General features: G+C 74.7%; 17 protein-coding genes. 10 read left to right on the top strand and 7 right to left on the bottom strand.

The features are described from left to right. Positions 1-225: 225 nt before the first annotated feature. Positions 226-1083: an SDR family oxidoreductase gene (locus HK417_RS03735; protein ID WP_308123345.1), complete on the top strand. Its 858-nt coding sequence runs from the start codon at positions 226-228 to the stop codon at positions 1081-1083. Continuing rightward, a complete protein-coding gene (gene yidD / locus HK417_RS24950) occupies positions 1083-1580 on the top strand; it encodes a membrane protein insertion efficiency factor YidD (RefSeq protein WP_261325819.1) in 498 nt (165 codons plus the stop codon). The genes HK417_RS03735 and yidD overlap by 1 nt, the downstream gene beginning before the upstream one ends. On the opposite strand, the gene mmuM is transcribed toward yidD, so the two are convergent. Genes mmuM through HK417_RS03715 form a run of 3 tightly spaced genes read right to left on the bottom strand, consistent with a single transcriptional unit; the run spans position 1581 to position 3420 of the window. Continuing rightward, positions 1581-2486, bottom strand: coding sequence for a homocysteine S-methyltransferase (mmuM, locus tag HK417_RS03725; RefSeq protein ID WP_222263443.1), 906 nt, complete (start codon positions 2484-2486; stop codon positions 1581-1583). Positions 2487-2505: 19 nt separating this feature from the next. After that, complete coding sequence (locus tag HK417_RS03720) at positions 2506-3210, bottom strand: hypothetical protein (RefSeq protein ID WP_222263441.1); 705 nt, start codon at positions 3208-3210, stop codon at positions 2506-2508. A 51-nt stretch (positions 3211-3261) separates the two neighbouring features. Further along, positions 3262-3420 carry a hypothetical protein gene (locus HK417_RS03715; protein WP_222263439.1) on the bottom strand — a complete coding sequence of 53 codons (159 nt, stop codon included), beginning with the start codon at positions 3418-3420 and terminating at the stop codon, positions 3262-3264. 108 nt (positions 3421-3528) lie between these two features. On the opposite strand from HK417_RS03715, the gene arfB reads away from it, so the two are divergent. Both arfB and HK417_RS03705 read left to right on the top strand, forming a co-directional pair. Continuing rightward, on the top strand, positions 3529-3966 hold the full coding sequence (arfB, locus tag HK417_RS03710; protein WP_222263437.1) for an alternative ribosome rescue aminoacyl-tRNA hydrolase ArfB: 438 nt from the start codon (positions 3529-3531) through the stop codon (positions 3964-3966). A 126-nt stretch (positions 3967-4092) separates the two neighbouring features. After that, positions 4093-4470, top strand: coding sequence for a VOC family protein (locus HK417_RS03705; RefSeq protein ID WP_222263435.1), 378 nt, complete (start codon positions 4093-4095; stop codon positions 4468-4470). Positions 4471-4944: 474 nt separating this feature from the next. On the opposite strand, the gene HK417_RS03700 is transcribed toward HK417_RS03705, so the two are convergent. Then, on the bottom strand, positions 4945-5094 hold the full coding sequence (locus tag HK417_RS03700; RefSeq protein ID WP_222263433.1) for a hypothetical protein: 150 nt from the start codon (positions 5092-5094) through the stop codon (positions 4945-4947). A 47-nt stretch (positions 5095-5141) separates the two neighbouring features. On the opposite strand from HK417_RS03700, the gene HK417_RS03695 reads away from it, so the two are divergent. From HK417_RS03695 to HK417_RS03680, 4 genes are all read left to right on the top strand, one after another. Next, positions 5142-5486, top strand: coding sequence for an MmcQ/YjbR family DNA-binding protein (locus HK417_RS03695; RefSeq protein ID WP_222263431.1), 345 nt, complete (start codon positions 5142-5144; stop codon positions 5484-5486). Between the two features lie 168 nt (positions 5487-5654). After that, positions 5655-8228 carry a molybdopterin oxidoreductase family protein gene (locus HK417_RS03690; protein ID WP_308123344.1) on the top strand — a complete coding sequence of 858 codons (2574 nt, stop codon included), beginning with the start codon at positions 5655-5657 and terminating at the stop codon, positions 8226-8228. After that, positions 8228-10777: a nitrite reductase large subunit NirB gene (gene nirB / locus HK417_RS03685; protein WP_222263430.1), complete on the top strand. Its 2550-nt coding sequence runs from the start codon at positions 8228-8230 to the stop codon at positions 10775-10777. Before HK417_RS03690 ends, nirB begins: the two co-directional genes overlap by 1 nt. Continuing rightward, positions 10774-11103, top strand: a complete 330-nt coding sequence (locus HK417_RS03680) for a Rieske (2Fe-2S) protein (protein WP_222263428.1) — start codon at positions 10774-10776, stop codon at positions 11101-11103. The genes nirB and HK417_RS03680 overlap by 4 nt, the downstream gene beginning before the upstream one ends. Here HK417_RS03680 and HK417_RS03675 read toward each other — a convergent pair. Continuing rightward, positions 11026-12081 carry a methyltransferase gene (locus tag HK417_RS03675; RefSeq protein WP_222263427.1) on the bottom strand — a complete coding sequence of 352 codons (1056 nt, stop codon included), beginning with the start codon at positions 12079-12081 and terminating at the stop codon, positions 11026-11028. The two genes, HK417_RS03680 and HK417_RS03675, sit on opposite strands and share 78 nt — an antisense overlap. 53 nt (positions 12082-12134) lie before the next feature. Continuing rightward, the gene (locus tag HK417_RS03670; RefSeq protein ID WP_222263424.1) at positions 12135-12566 is read right to left on the bottom strand and encodes a DUF2000 domain-containing protein; all 432 of its coding nucleotides are present in this window, start codon (positions 12564-12566) and stop codon (positions 12135-12137) included. Positions 12567-12616: 50 nt separating this feature from the next. Between HK417_RS03670 and HK417_RS03665 the strand changes: the two genes are divergently transcribed. Further along, entirely contained in the window at positions 12617-13402 is a 786-nt protein-coding gene (locus tag HK417_RS03665; protein ID WP_222263413.1) for an AraC family transcriptional regulator, read from the top strand. A gap of 11 nt (positions 13403-13413) precedes the next feature. Here the strand turns inward: HK417_RS03665 and HK417_RS03660 are convergent, their stop codons facing one another. Continuing rightward, positions 13414-14211 carry a hypothetical protein gene (locus HK417_RS03660; RefSeq protein WP_222263411.1) on the bottom strand — a complete coding sequence of 266 codons (798 nt, stop codon included), beginning with the start codon at positions 14209-14211 and terminating at the stop codon, positions 13414-13416. Positions 14212-14356: 145 nt separating this feature from the next. Here HK417_RS03660 and HK417_RS03655 point away from each other — a divergent pair, with 145 nt between their 5' ends. Continuing rightward, a complete protein-coding gene (locus tag HK417_RS03655; RefSeq protein WP_222263409.1) occupies positions 14357-15739 on the top strand; it encodes a nitrate/nitrite transporter in 1383 nt (460 codons plus the stop codon). The last annotated feature ends 25 nt before the right edge of the window (positions 15740-15764 follow it).

Below are 15764 nucleotides of genomic sequence, written 5' to 3'. Positions count from 1 at the left end.
AGCAGCCGGAGCGCGTCGTCGGCACTGCGCTGCCGGCCGAGCACGCAGCTCACCCGCCCGCAGGGTGCCGCTGACCAGCCGGCGGGTGCGCCCGGCGCGCGCCGGTCGCGGGTACAGCTGCATCCGAACGGCTCGGCTCCTGGTCCGCCGTGCGGGTTCCACCTGGGGACGGCCGGGGTAGGCGCGGGGCAACGCCCCACCGACCTGCCGACCGGAGGAGACGACGTGTCCGAACCCCGTCCCGAATCGCAGCCCGAGCAGCAGCAGACCCCGCCCGGGGTCCTCGGCGAGATGACGCCCAAGCCGGACCACGGCGAGGAGAGCTACCGCGGCTCGGGGAAGCTGGCCGGCAAGCGGGCGGTCATCACCGGTGGGGACAGCGGCATCGGGCGCGCGGTCGCGATCGCCTTCGCCCGCGAGGGGGCCGACGTCCTCATCTCGTACCTCAACGAGCACGAGGACGCCCGGGACACCGCCAAGTACGTGGAGGAGGCCGGCCGGAAGTGCGTGCTGGTCCCCGGCGACATCTCCGACCGCGCGCACGCCAAGACGATCATCCCGAAGGCGCTGGAGGAGCTCGGTGGGATCGACATCCTGGTCAACAACGCCGCGTTCCAGATGACCCACGAGACCCTCGACGAGATCAGCGACGAGGAGTGGGACCACACCGTGGCCACCAACCTCACCGCCATGTTCGTCCTCTGCAAGGACGCCATCCCCCACATGGCGCCCGGCTCGGCGATCGTGAACTCCTCGTCGGTGAACTCCGACATGCCGCGGCCGAACCTGGCGCCGTACGCGATGACCAAGGCCGGCATCGCCAACTTCACCGCCAGCCTCGCCCAGATGTACGGCGACAAGGGGATCCGGGCCAACAGCGTGGCCCCGGGCCCGGTGTGGACGCCGCTGATCCCGGCGACCATGCCGCCGGAGAAGGTCGCCAGCTTCGGCCAGCAGGTGCCCCTGGGCCGGGCCGCGCAACCGGCCGAGCTGGCCCCGGTGTACGTGCTGCTGGCCAGCGACGAGGCCAGCTACGTGTCCGGTGCCCGGGTGGCCGTCACCGGCGGCAACCCGATCCTCTGATGGTCTTCGTCTGGGGATGGGGCGGTGGCGGTCCGCGCCGTCGGCGTGGTGGCTTCGGGCCCGGCTACGGCCGGCCCGGGCCCCGCGGCTACGGATGGGGCCGGCCGGGGTACGGGCCGCCGCGCGGTCGCGGGTACCGGCGGAGCGACGACTCCTGCCTGCGTGACCTGCTGTTCCTCAACACAGGCTGCTGCCTCGCGCAGGCGCTCGGGTGCGGGACGGAGATGCTGCTCGTCGCGCCCTCGACGGTGCGGCGGGTCCGCGCGGCGAGCCCGGGCGGCCGGCTCGCCGACCGGCTGGTCGCCGCGGTGCGGATCTACCAGCGGGAGGTCAGCCCGCGGCGGGGACCGTGCTGCCACTTCACCCCGACCTGTTCCGCCTACGCGATCGAGGCGCTGGACCGGCACGGTGCGCTGCGCGGCAGCTGGCTGACCGTGCGGCGCCTGCTGCGCTGCCGGCCCGGTGGGCGGCGCGGCGCGGACCCGGTCCCGGCCTGATCAGAGGGCCGCGGCGATCGCCGCGACGTCGGCGGGGCGCACCCGGCAGCACCCGCCGACCAGCCGCGCCCCGGCGGCGACCCAGGCGCCGACGTCCCCCACGCCGGGCTGCCCGGTCCAGCGGCGGGCGGTGGCGTCCCACTGCTCGCCGCTGTTCGGGTAGGCGACCGCCGGCTTGCCGGTCGCCCGGGCCGCCACGGTCACCGCGGCAGGGATCCCGGCCGGGTCGGTGCAGTTGACGCCGACCGCGATCACCGCGTCGACGTCCCGGGCCGCGCCGAGGACGTCGGCCAGGAGCTCCCCGCGCCGGGTGCGGGGCACGCCGTCCGGACCGACGACGGCGGTCAGCGAGAGCCAGGCCGGCACGCCGAGGTCGGCGAGCTCGGTCAGCAGCGCCTCCACCTCGGCCGCCGCCGGCAGCGTCTCGCAGGCCAGCACGTCGGCGCCCGCCGCGGTGAGCACCTCCAGCCGTGGGCGGTGGAAGGCACGAAGCTCCGCGATGGTCACGTCGTCCACGTAGGCGCCGGTGTACTCGGAGCCGTCGGCGAGGAAGGCCCCGTACGGGCCGACCGAGGCGGCGACCCAGCCGTCGCGCCCCGCCCGGCCCAGACCCTCGCGGGCCAGCCGCACCGACCGGGTCATCAGCTCCCGCACCTCCGCGGCACCGATGCCCGCGGCGGCGAACCCGGGGAAGGTCGCCTGGTAGCTGGCGGTGGTCAGCACCTGCGCACCCGCGGCGGCGAACGCGGCGTGCGCGTCGACGATCGCGCCCGGGTCGTCGCGCAGCAGCCGAGCCGACCACAGCGCCGAGGCGACGTCGCAGCCCCGGGACTCCAGCTCGGTGGACAGCCCGCCGTCCAGGACGACGGTCCCCCGGGCGAGTGCCTCGGCGAGTGAGGGGGTCATGCCCCCATCGTGCCCGCGCTCAGCCCGCGGGCCGGTGCCGGCGGTCGGCGGCCACGAACGTCACCGCGAGGACGAACGGCAGAGCTGTGGCCATGGCCGTCATGGCCAGGACGTCGGCCAGGCCGGCCGCGGAGGTGGAGGAGAGCAGCGCCCAGCCGAGCACGCCCAGCGGCACGGTGACCACGCCGGTGCTCAGGGCCAGCCGGACCCGGGCGGCCCGCTCGTCCTCGCCGGCCAGGATCCCGGTGAGCACGGCCGGGACCATCGGCACCGCGCAGAGCACCAGCAGGTGCTCGGGCTCCTCGCCCGTGCCGGCGTGGGACGCGAGCGACAGGGCGGCGGCCAGCGAGACGGTGGCGGCGCCGATCACGATCGCCCACCACGTGGCCACCTCGGCGGAGGTGCGCAGGGTGCTCGCCGGCCGGGCCAGCCGTCCGGCAAGCCACACGCAGAGCACGGCGCACAGCACGAGGAAGGAGGTCAACGACTGCGGGACGTCCGCGACCCCACCGCCGGCCCGCTGCGGCAGCTGCCACGGCTGCCGGGCGAGCAGCGCGAGGACGATGGTCAGCCCGGCGATGACCGCGGCCATGCCGACGGGGCGGCGCAGCAGGGCGGTCCGTCGCGGCTGCTCCTCGGGAGCCGGCTGCTCGACGACCACGTCGACGGGCACCACGTGGTTGCCGGTCACGAGGTGGAGGCGGGCGGCGGCGTCCTGCGTCACCCGCCGAGCGTCACACGCAGTGACGGGCCCGGCGAGGGGGACGGCGGGGGTTCACCGGGGAGGGCGACGGCGCGGGGCGCGCAGGCGCCGGTCCGGGCCGCCCTTCACCCGACCGGGGTCACTCGGCCGGGCTCCGGCGGTGCGCTCCACGACCACGGGTGCGCCCAGCGCGGCGAGGACGGTCAAGCCGCCCGCGACGGCGCCGACCACCAGCGGCCGGGGGCGGTGCGGTCCGGCGGGGTCACAGCAGGGGAGCCTGCCAGCGCGGACGGTGGATCTCGCTGGTCCCGCACCGCAGTCACCAGGGAGGATGAGGGCGTGCCCGGGGATGACGCCTTCGCCGACCTGCCGGTGACCGGGCGGCTGGTCATCCCGGCCGGCGCGCTCGGCTGGCGGTTCTCCCGCTCGTCCGGGCCGGGCGGGCAGGGCGTGAACACCGCCGACTCGCGGGTCGAGCTGTCGGTGGCGCCGCTGGAGCTGCCCGGCCTCACCGACGTCCAGCGTGACCGGCTGCAGCAGCGGCTGGGCGCACGGCTGGTGGACGGCGTGCTGACCGTCGCGGCGAGCGAGCACCGGCAGCAGCTGCGCAACCGGGAGGCCGCGCGGGCCCGGCTGGCCGCCGTCCTGCGGGCCGCGCTGGCGCCGCCCGCCCCCACCCGCCGCCGCACCAAGCCGACCCGCGGCTCCCAGGAGCGGCGGATCCAGGCGAAGAAGCAGCGCAGCCAGCTCAAGAAGCAGCGCGGCGGCTGGGACTGAGGTCGGTTCGATCGGGATCCCCATGCCGAGCGACGGAACGCCGATGGCCAGGAACTGCGGCCCGCCGCCCCAATCCATCACCCGCGCAGTGTGCCAAGGGGTGTCGCGACCTGGTACGACGACCGCATGCGGATCGACCGGCTGGACCACCTCGTGCTCACCGTCGCCGACGTCCAGACGACGGTGGACTTCTACACGCGCGTGCTCGGCGTGCGCGCCGAGACGTTCGACGGCGGACGGCGTGCGCTGGTGTTCGGCCGGCAGAAGATCAACCTGCACCAGGTCGGCCGCGAGTTCAGCCCGCGGGCCGGGCACGCGACCGCCGGCAGCGGCGACTTCTGCCTGATCACCGAGACGCCGCTGGCCGAGGTGCAGGCCGAGCTCGCCGCCGCCGGAGTGGAGGTGGAGGTCGGGCCGGTGACCAAACAGGGAGCCCTCGGCCCCATGCAGAGCGTCTACGTCCGCGACCCGGACCGGAACCTGGTCGAGATCGCCGTCTACTGACCCCGGGGTCGAGCGCCGCCGTCGTCCCGGGGCCGGCTCAGCCGGGAGGACCGGCGAGCACCTGCTGCCGGAGCCATGCCAGGGCCCGGGGACTGCCCGCGACCTCCACCGGGCCGGCGGACGTGTCCGCGGGGAGGGCCTTCGCGACGACGCGGGGAGCCGGAGCCGCTCGCGCCAGGACACCGGGCGACCGGGCGCGGCGAGCGACAGCAGCACGGTCGCTCCCTGTGCCTCGTCCACCGACGCCTGCCGCAGCACCGTCGCGTTGCCGTCGCGCTGTGCCGCCCCAGCTTCGCAGCCGGCTCGACACCGTCGGCCGCTCGGCCAGGTCCCTCCTCATGCCCGGGGCGCCCGTGGCGGCCGGCTCGTGGTGCTCGGCGTCGCCGTGCGGAGGTGCTGCTGACGCGGTGGCACAACCGCCGCGTTCCTGTGCTCTGAGTGCCGTGCGCACTCAGAGCACAGGAACGCGGGAGGTCACCTGTGCCGGCTGATCCGGATCCCGACGAGGACGCCCAGCAGCGCCCAGAACGCACCCGCGCCCACGCCGGCGAGCACCACCCAGAACGGCACCCGCATCTCGTCGGTCGCCGCCTGCACCAGCCGTTGCTCCACGTCGTGTTCCATGCCGGCCAGCCTGGCGTGGACCGGGTGCCGGAGGCAACGATGCCGGCATGACCGTGCACCCCGACGAGGCCGTGGCGATGCTGCTCGCCCTGCCCGGGGTGACCGAGGCCGACCACCACGGCCGCCGGTCCTTCCGGGTCGGCGGCGGCAGTGTGGTGGCCACCGTGCCCGCCGAGGGCGTCCTCAACGTGATGGTGGGGGAGGAGTTCGCCCGCGCCGTCACGTCCGGCGGCGCGGACGGCGTCTCGCTGCTGTGGTGGGGGACGAAGCTCTCCGGCGTCCGGGTGGAGCTGGCCGACGTCGACGCTGACCTGCTCGACGCGCTGGTGGACGATGCCTGGCGCCGGCGCGCGCCGAAGACGCTGCGTCAGGAAGCCGGCGACGGGACCTGATCTGCTCCGCGGTCCGTCCCCCGGCCGAGGCGGCGCGACGGACAGGAGCCGGCCGGGACACCCGCCCGGGTGACCGCACCACCGCCGCCGGGCGGGTGTGAGGACGACGGAACGCGGGCTTGACGTCGGCGCCGTCGAAGGGAAATCCCGCCCACGCACGCTCGTCCCGTGTCCACCGCCGTGTCCCTGCCCACCCCCGGGGTCGGCACGCGCACCACCCAGACCCACTGCCCGTACTGCTCGCTGCAGTGCGGCGTCACCATGACCGCCGGCGACCGCCCGGCGACCCTCGTGCCCGCCGACTTCCCGACCAACCGCGGCGGCCTGTGCTCCAAGGGGTGGTCGGCGACCGAGCTGCTCGACCACCCCGAGCGGCTCACCCGCCCCCTCGTGCGTGCCGACCCGGCCGACCGCACCAGCCCGCTGGTCGAGTCCACCTGGGCCGAGGCGCTGGACCGCGCGGTCGCCGCGATCCGCCGCACCCAGACCCAGCACGGGCCGGACGCGGTGGGCTGCTTCGGCGGCGGCGGGCTCACCAACGAGCAGGCCTACCAGTTCGGCAAGTTCGCCCGCGTCGCGCTGCGCACCAGCGCGATCGACTACAACGGCCGGTTCTGCATGTCCTCGGCGGCCGGCGCGGCGGTCCGCGCCTTCGGCCTCGACCGCGGGCTGCCGTTCCCGCTCGCGGACATCGCCGAGGCCGACGTCGTCGTCCTGGTCGGCAGCAACCCGGCGGACACCATGCCGCCGGCGATGCAGTACTTCGACGCCGGCCGCACCGCCGGGGCCGAGCACATCGTCATCGACCCGCGGCGCACCAACACGGCGAGGAACGCCGACCTGCACGTCCAGCCGCTGCCGGCCACCGACCTGGCGCTGGCCAACGGCCTGCTGCACATCGCGATCGCCGAGGGCCTGGTCGACGAGGAGTACGTCGCCGCCCGGACCACCGGCTTCGACGAGGTGCGGGCCGCGGTCGCGCGCTACTGGCCCGACCGGGTCGAACGGCTCAGCGGCGTCCCGGTGGCGGACCAGCGGCGGATCGTCCTGGCCCTCGCCCGCGGCCGCCGCTCGATCATCCTCACCGCCCGCGGCGCCGAGCAGCACCGCAGCGGCACCGACACCGCCCAGGCCTGGATCAACCTCGCCCTGGCGCTCGGGCTCCCGGGCCGGCCGGGCAGCGGCTGGGGCACCGTCACCGGGCAGGGCAACGGGCAGGGCGGGCGCGAGCACGGGCAGAAGGCCGACCAGCTCCCTGGCTACCGGAAGATCACCGACCCGGCCGCCCGGGCGCACGTCGCCGCGGTGTGGGGCGTCGACCCCGAGTCGATCCCCGGCCCCGGCCGCAGCGCCTTCGAGCTGCTCGACCGGCTGGGCACCGACGGCGGCGTCCGCACGCTGCTGGTGATGGCCTCCAACGTCGCGGTCTCCGCGCCCGACGCCCGCCGCGTGGTGCGCCGGCTGCGTGCCCTGGACTTCCTGGTCGTCAGCGACTTCTTCCTCTCCGAGACCGCCGAGCTCGCCGACGTCGTCCTGCCCAGCGCCATGTGGGCGGAGGAGGAGGGCACGATGACCAACGTCGAGGGCCGGGTGATCCGCCGTCGGCAGGCGCTCGTGCCGCCCGACGGCGTGCGGGACGACCTGCAGCTGCTCGCCGAGCTCGCCGGCCGGCTGGGCGCCAGCGGCTTCAGCGGCGACGCGGAGACGGTGTTCGAGGAGCTCGGCCGGGCCAGCGCCGGGGGCGCCGCCGACTACTCCGGCATCAGCTACGCCCGGATCGACGCCGAGCAGGGCCTGTTCTGGCCCGTCCCGGACGCCGAGCACCCGGGCACCCCACGGCTGTTCACCGAGCGGTTCGCCACCCCCGACGGCCGCGCCCGGTTCCTCAAGGTCGAGCACGTGCCGGCCCACGAGGAGCCGGACGAGACCTACCCCTACGTGCTCACCACCGGCCGGGTGCTGGCCCAGTACCAGTCGGGCACCCAGACCCGGCGCTCCAGGAGCTTGCAGCTGGTCGCGCCGACGCCCCGGGCGGAGCTCCATCCCGACCTCGCCCGCCGGCTCGGCATCGCCTCGGACGACGTCATCGAGCTGGCCACCCGCCGCGGCCACGCCCGCTTCCACGCGCAGGTCACCGACACCGTCCGGCCCGACGTCGTCTTCGCCCCCTTCCACTGGGGCGGCGGCTCCAGCGCGAACGCACTCACCGACCCCGCGCTGGACCCGATCAGCCGGATGCCGGCGTTCAAGGTCTGCGCGGTGGCCGTCACCCGGGTCAGCGGCCCCGACGAGCGGTTCGGCCCACCCGATCCCGCCGCCCAGCCCCGCACCGGCGACCACGAGACCCCGACGTCCCCCACCCCGCACGCCCCGTCCCGGAGGAGGACCACCCGAGTGAAGAGCACCCCGCGGTTCCTGCAAGGACTGTTCCCGGTCATCGGCGAGGGGCTGGGCAAGCCCGGCCCGCTCGACCCGGCCCTGCGCTACCAGGTGCCCCAGGGGAAGACCGCCCAGGCGCTGTACTTCCGGGGCGGCAACGCGACCGGCGAGCTGGTGTACGTGCTGCTGCTCCGCGACGGGGAACCGATGCGCTGGTTCCCGATCGGCGCGCGGAGCGACTGCCACGTGCCGTTGCGCGTGGTGGAGGACCTCGACGGCGGCACCGTCGTCGAGCTGCACGCCGCCGCCCCGCTGGGCGTCACCGGCGAGCTCGTGCTCGACCTCGGGCTGGTGGAGGTCTGATGGGTCCGCAGACGGACGACAGGGTCCTGGGTGGCCGCCCCTTCAGCACCCTGCACTTCGGCCTGGACGACGTCGACGGCGTCGATCCCCGCCAGCGGCTGGTGGTCGTCGGCAACGGCATGGCCGGCGCCCGGGTGGTCGAGGAGGTGCTCGAGCGCGGCGGCGGCGAGCAGTTCGCGATCACCGTCTTCGGCGAGGAGCCGCACGGCAACTACAACCGGATCATGCTGTCCCACGTCCTGGCGGGGGAGGAGCACGAGGACGACATCGTCCTCAACAGCCACGACTGGTACGCGGACAACGGGGTGACCCTGCGGGCCGGCGTCCGGATCGACCGGATCGACACCCACGCCAAGCTGGTGCACGCTGCCGACGGGACGACGGCGCCCTACGACCAGCTGGTCATCGCCACCGGCAGCCGGTCCTTCATCCCGCCGATGAGCGGGCTCCACACGCACGACGAGCAGCTGCTGCCCGGCGTCTTCGGGTTCCGCACGATCGACGACACCCGCGCGATGCTCGCCGCGGCCGCGACGCACCGGCGGGCGGTCGTCGTCGGCGGCGGGCTGCTCGGCCTCGAGGCGGCCCGGGCGCTGCAGGGGCACGGGCTGCACGTGGAGGTGGTGCACGCCGGCACGCACCTGATGAACCAGCAGCTCGACGCCGACGGCGGGGCGATCCTGCGGCGGTCGGTGGAGTCCCTGGGCATCGCCGTCTACCTGGCCACCCGCACGACGGAGGTCGTCGGCCCGGACCGGGTGCGCGGCGTCGTCCTCGCCGACGGCCGCACGATCGACGCCGACCTGCTGGTGATCGCCGCGGGCATCCGGCCGGTCACCGAGGTCGCGCTGATGAGCGGACTGGAGGTGGAGCGGGGCATCGTCGTCGACGACCAGCTGCGCACCGACGACCCGGACGTGTACGCCGTCGGGGAGTGCGCGCAGCACCGCGGCGAGCTGTACGGGCTGGTCGCCCCGGTCTGGGAGCAGGCGCGGGTGCTCGCCGACCTGCTCACCGGCACCGATCCGACCGCCGAGTACCACGGCTCCCGGACGGCGACCAAGCTGAAGGTCGCCGGGGTCGACGTGGCCACCATGGGCGTCAACCGCCCGGAGCGGGACACCGACGAGTTCCTGGTCATCTCCGAGCCGCGGCGCGGCGTGCACCTGTCGGTGGTGATCCGCGACGACCAGCTGATCGGCGCCACCCTGCTCGGGGACACCCGCAAGGTCGCGTTCCTGACCCAGGCGTTCGACCGGGGCACCCCGCTGCCCGAGGAGCGGATCCGGCTGCTGGTCGACCTGTCCGACGGAGCCGAGGAGGTCGGCGTCGCCGAGCTGCCCGGCGAGTCGCAGGTCTGCAACTGCAACGGGGTCAGCAAGCAGGCGATCTGCGACACCGTCGCCGGCGGGTGCTCCAGCCTCAGCGGGGTCATGGACGCCACCCGGGCCGGCAAGGGCTGCGGGTCGTGCAAGTCCCTGGTCAAGCAGATCGTCGAGTGGGCCGCGGACGGCGACGTCCTCGAGGACCCGACCGCGAGCTGGTACGTGCCCGGCATCCCGCTGGCCAAGCCCGCGCTCACCGAGGCGATCCGGACGCAGCGGCTGCGCAGCGTGTCCGCGGTGTTCGCCGAACTCGCCCCGGGTGGGCAGGAGGACGCCAAGTCGAAGATGGGGCTCACCTCGCTGCTGCGGATGATCTGGGGCAGCGAGTTCGAGCAGGAGAACGACGCGAAGTTCATCAACGACCGGGTGCACGCCAACATCCAGCGGGACGGCACGTTCTCCGTCGTCCCGCAGATGAAGGGCGGGGTGACCACCCCGGCCCAGCTGCGGAAGATTGCCGACGTCGCCGACAAGTACGAGGTGCCGATGGTCAAGGTCACCGGCGGCCAGCGGATCGACCTGCTCGGCGTCCGCAAGGAGGACCTGCCGGCGATGTGGGACGACCTGGGCATGCCCTCGGGCTACGCCTACGGCAAGAGCATGCGCACCGTGAAGACCTGCGTGGGCAGCGACTTCTGCCGCTTCGGCCTGGACGACTCCACCCAGCTGGGCATCGACCTGGAGACCCGCTTCCAGGGCATCGAGAGCCCGGCGAAGATCAAGATGGCCGTGGTCGGCTGCCCGCGCAACTGCGCCGAGGCCTACGTCAAGGACGTCGGGGTGGTCGCGGTCGGCAGCGGCAAGTGGGAGGTCTACGTCGGCGGCGCCGCCGGGGCCACCGTGCGCAAGGGCGACCTGCTCGCCACCGTCGGCTCCGCGGCCGAGGTCATCGAGCTGACCGGCCGGTTCCTGCAGTACTACCGGGAGAACGCCAACTGGCTGGAGCGCACCTACGACTTCGTGCCCCGGGTGGGCCTGGAGAAGGTCAAGCAGGTGCTCCTGGAGGACAGCGAGGGGATCGTGCTCCACCTCGACGAGGGCATCCAGCGCTCGATCGACGCCTACACCGATCCGTGGGGCCAGGACGGACGGACGCCGGCCACGCCCGGCCAGTTCAGCACCGCCCTGCCGCTGGTGGAGTTGCCCAAGGTGCCGGTCCGATGAGCCTCACGGCCACGTCGACGACCGCCGCCCACGTCGTCGGCCGGGTCGAGGACGTCCCCCTCGGCGAGGGGCGGGCGTTCGTGGCCGGCGGCACCCCGGTCGCGGTCTTCCGCTTGCGCGACGGCTCGCTGCACGCCACCCAGGCCGCGTGCCCACACGCCGGCGGACCGCTGGCCGACGGGCAGACCGATGTGAACGTCCTGGTCTGCCCGCTGCACCTCTACACGTACCGGTGGACCGATGGCTCCTCACCCAGCGGCGTGACCGGCGTCCGGGTGTACCCCGTCCACGAGCGGGACGGCGCCCTCGTCGTCGAGGTGTGCTGAGGGACCCTCCTGCCGGGCTACCAACACGTGCACGCCGGCGTCGGTCGGCACGTCGGCGGTGAGCTGCAGACCGGTCGACGCGAACAGCGCGGCGTACTCGGCGGCGGTCCGCTCCCGGCCGTGCAGCAGCAGGAACACGTGCAGGTCCATCCGGACCGCGGCGGGGTCGTCGACGGCGCGCTCGGGCAGCACCGCCTCGACCACCAGCAGCACGCTGTCCGGCCGCATCGCCTCCCGGCAGGTCCGCAACACCCGCCGGGCGTCCTCGTCGTCCCAGTCGTGCAGGACGCGGGACAGCAGGTAGGCGTCCGCGCCGCCGGGCACGGCGACGAAGAAGTCGCCCGCCACGGCGGGGAGGTCCGACCGGGCCGCGACCTCCGGCCGGTCGACCAGGACGACATCGGCGGCGGGGGCCCGCGCCAGCACCGCGCGCAGCAGGGTCCCGGTGCCACCCCCGACGTCGACGACCGAGCGCAGGCCCGACACGTCGTAGGCGTCGACGACCGCGCCGGCCTCCAGGGCGGACCGGTCGGCCATCGAGGCCTGGAACGCCGCGAGCCGCTCCGGATCGGCGCCGAGGTGGTCGAAGAACGGCTGCCCGTGGACGATCTCGAACGGCGTGCCCCCATGGCGGACGGCGTCCACCAGCCCGGCCGCTGCCGCGTGGTACAGCCGGGCCCGGGCGGTGACCGCGCCGCGGAGTGACCCGGGCACCCCGGCGCGGAGCAGCTGCCCGACCGGGGTGAGGGCGAACCGCCCGTCGGGCAGCTCGTCGAGCACCTCCTCGGACGCGAGTCCACGGAGCACCCGGTGCAGCGGCTCCGGTCGGGCGCCCACCTGGGTGGCGAGCTCCGCGGCGCTGCGCGGGCCGGCGACCAGCGCCTCCGGCACGTCCAGCGCGATGGCGACGTGCAGCAGCTGGGTGACGAGGTAGCCGTCGGCCAGGCGGGCCAGCCGCGCAACCGCGCTTCCGGGCACGGCGCGATGGTGGCACCGGACCCGGGGGCCGGACAACGGCCTCCGGCGTCGTCTCAGGGGTGCATGCGGGCGCCCTTGACCACCTTGTCGACGGCGTTCCTCGGACCGTGGACGGCGAGCCCGACCAGGTCCAGCTCGGTGCCGGCCACCGCCTTGACCGCGGCCCGGTTCTGCACGTCACCGGGGGTGCTGAACAGCTCGGCGGTGAAGACCGCGGGGGTGAGGTCCCGCTCCAGCGCGCGGGTGCGGGCGGTGCGCAGCAGCTCCCCGGTCCCGGCCAGCACCAGCACCGGCTGCCGGATCATCGGCAGGTACCCGGTGCCGTCGGCGTCCTCGTAGGGCTCGCCGACCAGCCCCGGCTCGCTCGCGGTGATGCCGCTGACCAGGAACGACGTGACGTTGAGCGCCTGCCACGGCGCCAGGTCCTCGCGCAGCAGGACGGCGATCTTGGTGGCCCAGCGGGGGCGTTCGTCGGCGGTGTCCATGCTGCTGAGCGTCGTGTCCCCGCACCACCGGGTCTTGTACGTTCCTGCGCGTGGTCGAGGTGGTGGCATGGCGGCCCGGCGTCGCCGGGCTGACCGAGGTCCTGCACGCCCACTTCACCGACCACGTCTACCCGGCGCACACCCACGACGCCTGGACGCTGCTCCTGATCGACGACGGCGCCGTCCGCTACGACCTGGACCGGCAGGCGCACGGTGCCACCCCGACCGCGGTGACCCTGCTGCCGCCGGGGGTGCCGCACGACGGGCGGTCGCAGTTCCCCGGCGGCTTCCGGAAGCGGGTGCTGTACCTGGAGCCCGCGACGCTGGGCGCCGAGAAGGTCGGCAGCGCCGTCGACCGGCCGGCGTTCGCCGATCCGGTGCTGCGGGACCGGGTGTCCCGGCTGCACGCGGCGTTGCGCCCGCATCCCGAGGGGCTGGAGGCGGAGAGCCGGCTGGCGTTCGTGCTGGAGCGGCTGCGGCAGCACCTCGACCGCGCCGTCGTCCCACCGCTCGTCGTGCGTGACCACCGGCTGGCCGACCGGTTGCGGGAGCTGCTCGACGCCCGGATCGCCGAGGGGTTGTCCCTCGAGACGGCGGCCACGGAGCTCGGCGTGCACCAGACGCACCTGGTGCGGGCGTTCACGCGCCGGCACGGCCTCCCGCCGCACCGGTACCTCACCGGCCGCCGGATCGACCGGGCGCGCCGGCTGCTGCTCGACGGGGTGCCACCGGCCGAGGTGGCGACGGCGGTCGGCTTCTACGACCAGGCGCACCTGACCCGGCACTTCCGCCGGATGCTGGCGACGACGCCGGCCGCCTACGCCCGGTCGGCCTGAGCGGTCGGAGCTCAGGCGGCCGGCAGGTCCAGCTCGGCGATCGCCTCGGTGACGTCGTCCTCGCGGACGAAGTCCAGCGCCAGGAGCCGGTGCACCAGCACGCCCCGGCGGGTCAGCCGCAGGTCGGCCGGGCGCAGCTTCGGGCGAGCGGCGCCGCCGGGACGGACGACGGCCGGCGGCGGGTCGAGCAGGCCGGCGCGCTGCAGGTCGAACACGTCCTCCCGGGCGCCCCACGCGGTCCAGGCGCGCGGCTCGTCCTCCAGCGACGCCATGGGCAGGGGAGCCCGGTCCCGCCGGCCGACGGCGGCCAGGAACACCAGCTGCCGCCAGCTGCAGGACTCGGCCAGCTGGAGCGCGCGGACGGCGAGGGCCGGGTCGATGTCGGGGGAGACGGCGACCTCGGCCACCAGGTAGCCCAGGTGCCGCACGCGGCGGTCCTCGGTCGTCGTCCGCGCCGCCTGGACGACGGCCTCCACGAGGCGCTCGGCGGGGGAGCGGGAGCCCGTGCCCGGCCGCAGGAACTCGTCGCGGCGGACGGTCCGGCCCTGGTGGCCGCGGGTGACCGCGAGCTCGGCGGTGAAGGCGAGCGCCGCGCCGGCCCGGGCGCGTTCCCAGTGCAGCGGCAGGTCGGCGGCGGCGGTGGCGGCCTCGCGCAGGCACGCGGCCAGCTGCTCGTCGAGCCGGACGGCGGTCTTCCCCGGCTCGAACAGCAGGCCGGCCGCAGCGCTGCTCATCGAGCCGGCGACGAGTCCGCCCGCCTCCACCAGGTCCCGGCCGGGGGCCCGTTCGCCGTCGAGGGGGTTGCGCACCCGGTGATCATCGCCGGTCCAGGCCGTCCGTGCACCTGGCCGGCCGGCCGTCTCACCACCGCGGGGCACCGGGCGTGAGCACAACGGAACACACGTTCATCGCCGCCGCAACGGTGGGGGAACCACCGCACCGCACCGTCTGGGCATGGCCACAGCCACCCCCACGACTGCTCCCACGACCGCGCCCGCCACCGGCCGCACCGGAGGCCGGTGGATCGACGACTGGCGGCCGGAGGACCCGGCGTTCTGGAAGTCGACCGGCCGGCGGGTCGCCCGCCGCAACCTGTTCTTCTCGGTCTTCTCCGAGCACATCGGCTTCTCGATCTGGAGCCTGTGGTCGGTGATGGTGCTCTTCCTGCCCGAGGCGGTCTTCGGCATCGACCCGGCGGGCAAGTTCCTGCTCACCACGCTGCCCACCGCCCTCGGTGCGTTCGTCCGGCTGCCCTACACCTTCGCGGTGGCCAGGTTCGGTGGCCGCAACTGGACCATCCTCAGCGCCGCCCTGCTGCTCGTCCCGACGATCGCCACCGCGGTCGTGCTCGAGCCCGGGGTCTCGTTCACCACGCTGCTGGTGGTCTCCTGCCTCGCCGGGGTCGGCGGCGGCAACTTCGCCAGCTCGATGACCAACATCAACGCCTTCTACCCGCAGCACCTCAAGGGCTGGGCGCTGGGCCTCAACGCCGGCGGCGGCAACCTCGGCGTCCCGGTCATCCAGCTCATCGGCCTGCTGGTGCTGGCCACCGCCGGCGCCGAGCACCCGCGGCTGGTGCTGCTGGTCTACATCCCGTTCATCGTCGTGGCCGCGGTCGGTGCGGCGCTGCTCATGGACAACCTGCGGACGGCGACCAACCAGCCCCGGGCCATCCGCGACGCGCTGCGGGAGCCGCACACCTGGATCATGTCGTTCCTCTACATCGGCACGTTCGGCTCGTTCATCGGCTTCGGGTTCGCCTTCGGCCAGGTGCTGCAGAACCAGTTCACCGAGGACTTCGCCACCCCGCTGGCCGCCGCCTCGCTGACCTGGCTGGGCCCGCTGCTGGGCTCGCTGATCCGGCCGCTCGGCGGCTCGCTGGCCGACCGCTTCGGCGGCGCCTGGATCACCTTCTGGAACTTCGTGGCGATGGCCGTCGGCGCCGGGGTGGTCCTCGCCGCCAGCCTGGTGGAGTCGCTCCCGCTGTTCCTCGTCGGGTTCGTGCTGCTGTTCGTGTTCAGCGGCATCGGCAACGGCTCCACCTACAAGATGATCCCGGCGATCTTCCGGGCGAAGGCGATGGACGCGGTCGCCGCCGGAACGGAGTCCGCGGCCGCGGACAAGCAGGCGCTGCGGCTGTCCGGCGCGCTGATCGGCATCGCCGGCGCGGTGGGCGCCTTCGGCGGCGTGCTGGTCAACCTCGCCTTCCGGCAGTCCTTCCTGTCCACCGGCAGCGGGGACGGCGCCTATCTCGCGTTCATCGCGTTCTACGCGGTCTGCGTGGCCGTCACCTGGGTGGTCTACCTGCGCCCGGGCACCCGCCTCGCCGGCGTCTGAGGAAGCACACCTCTGTTCGGGGCCG

This window comes from Modestobacter marinus (genome assembly GCF_019799945.1).
Classification (GTDB): Bacteria; Actinomycetota; Actinomycetes; order Mycobacteriales; family Geodermatophilaceae; genus Modestobacter; species Modestobacter marinus_B.
This window is presented reverse-complemented; position numbering and strand designations above follow the sequence as displayed.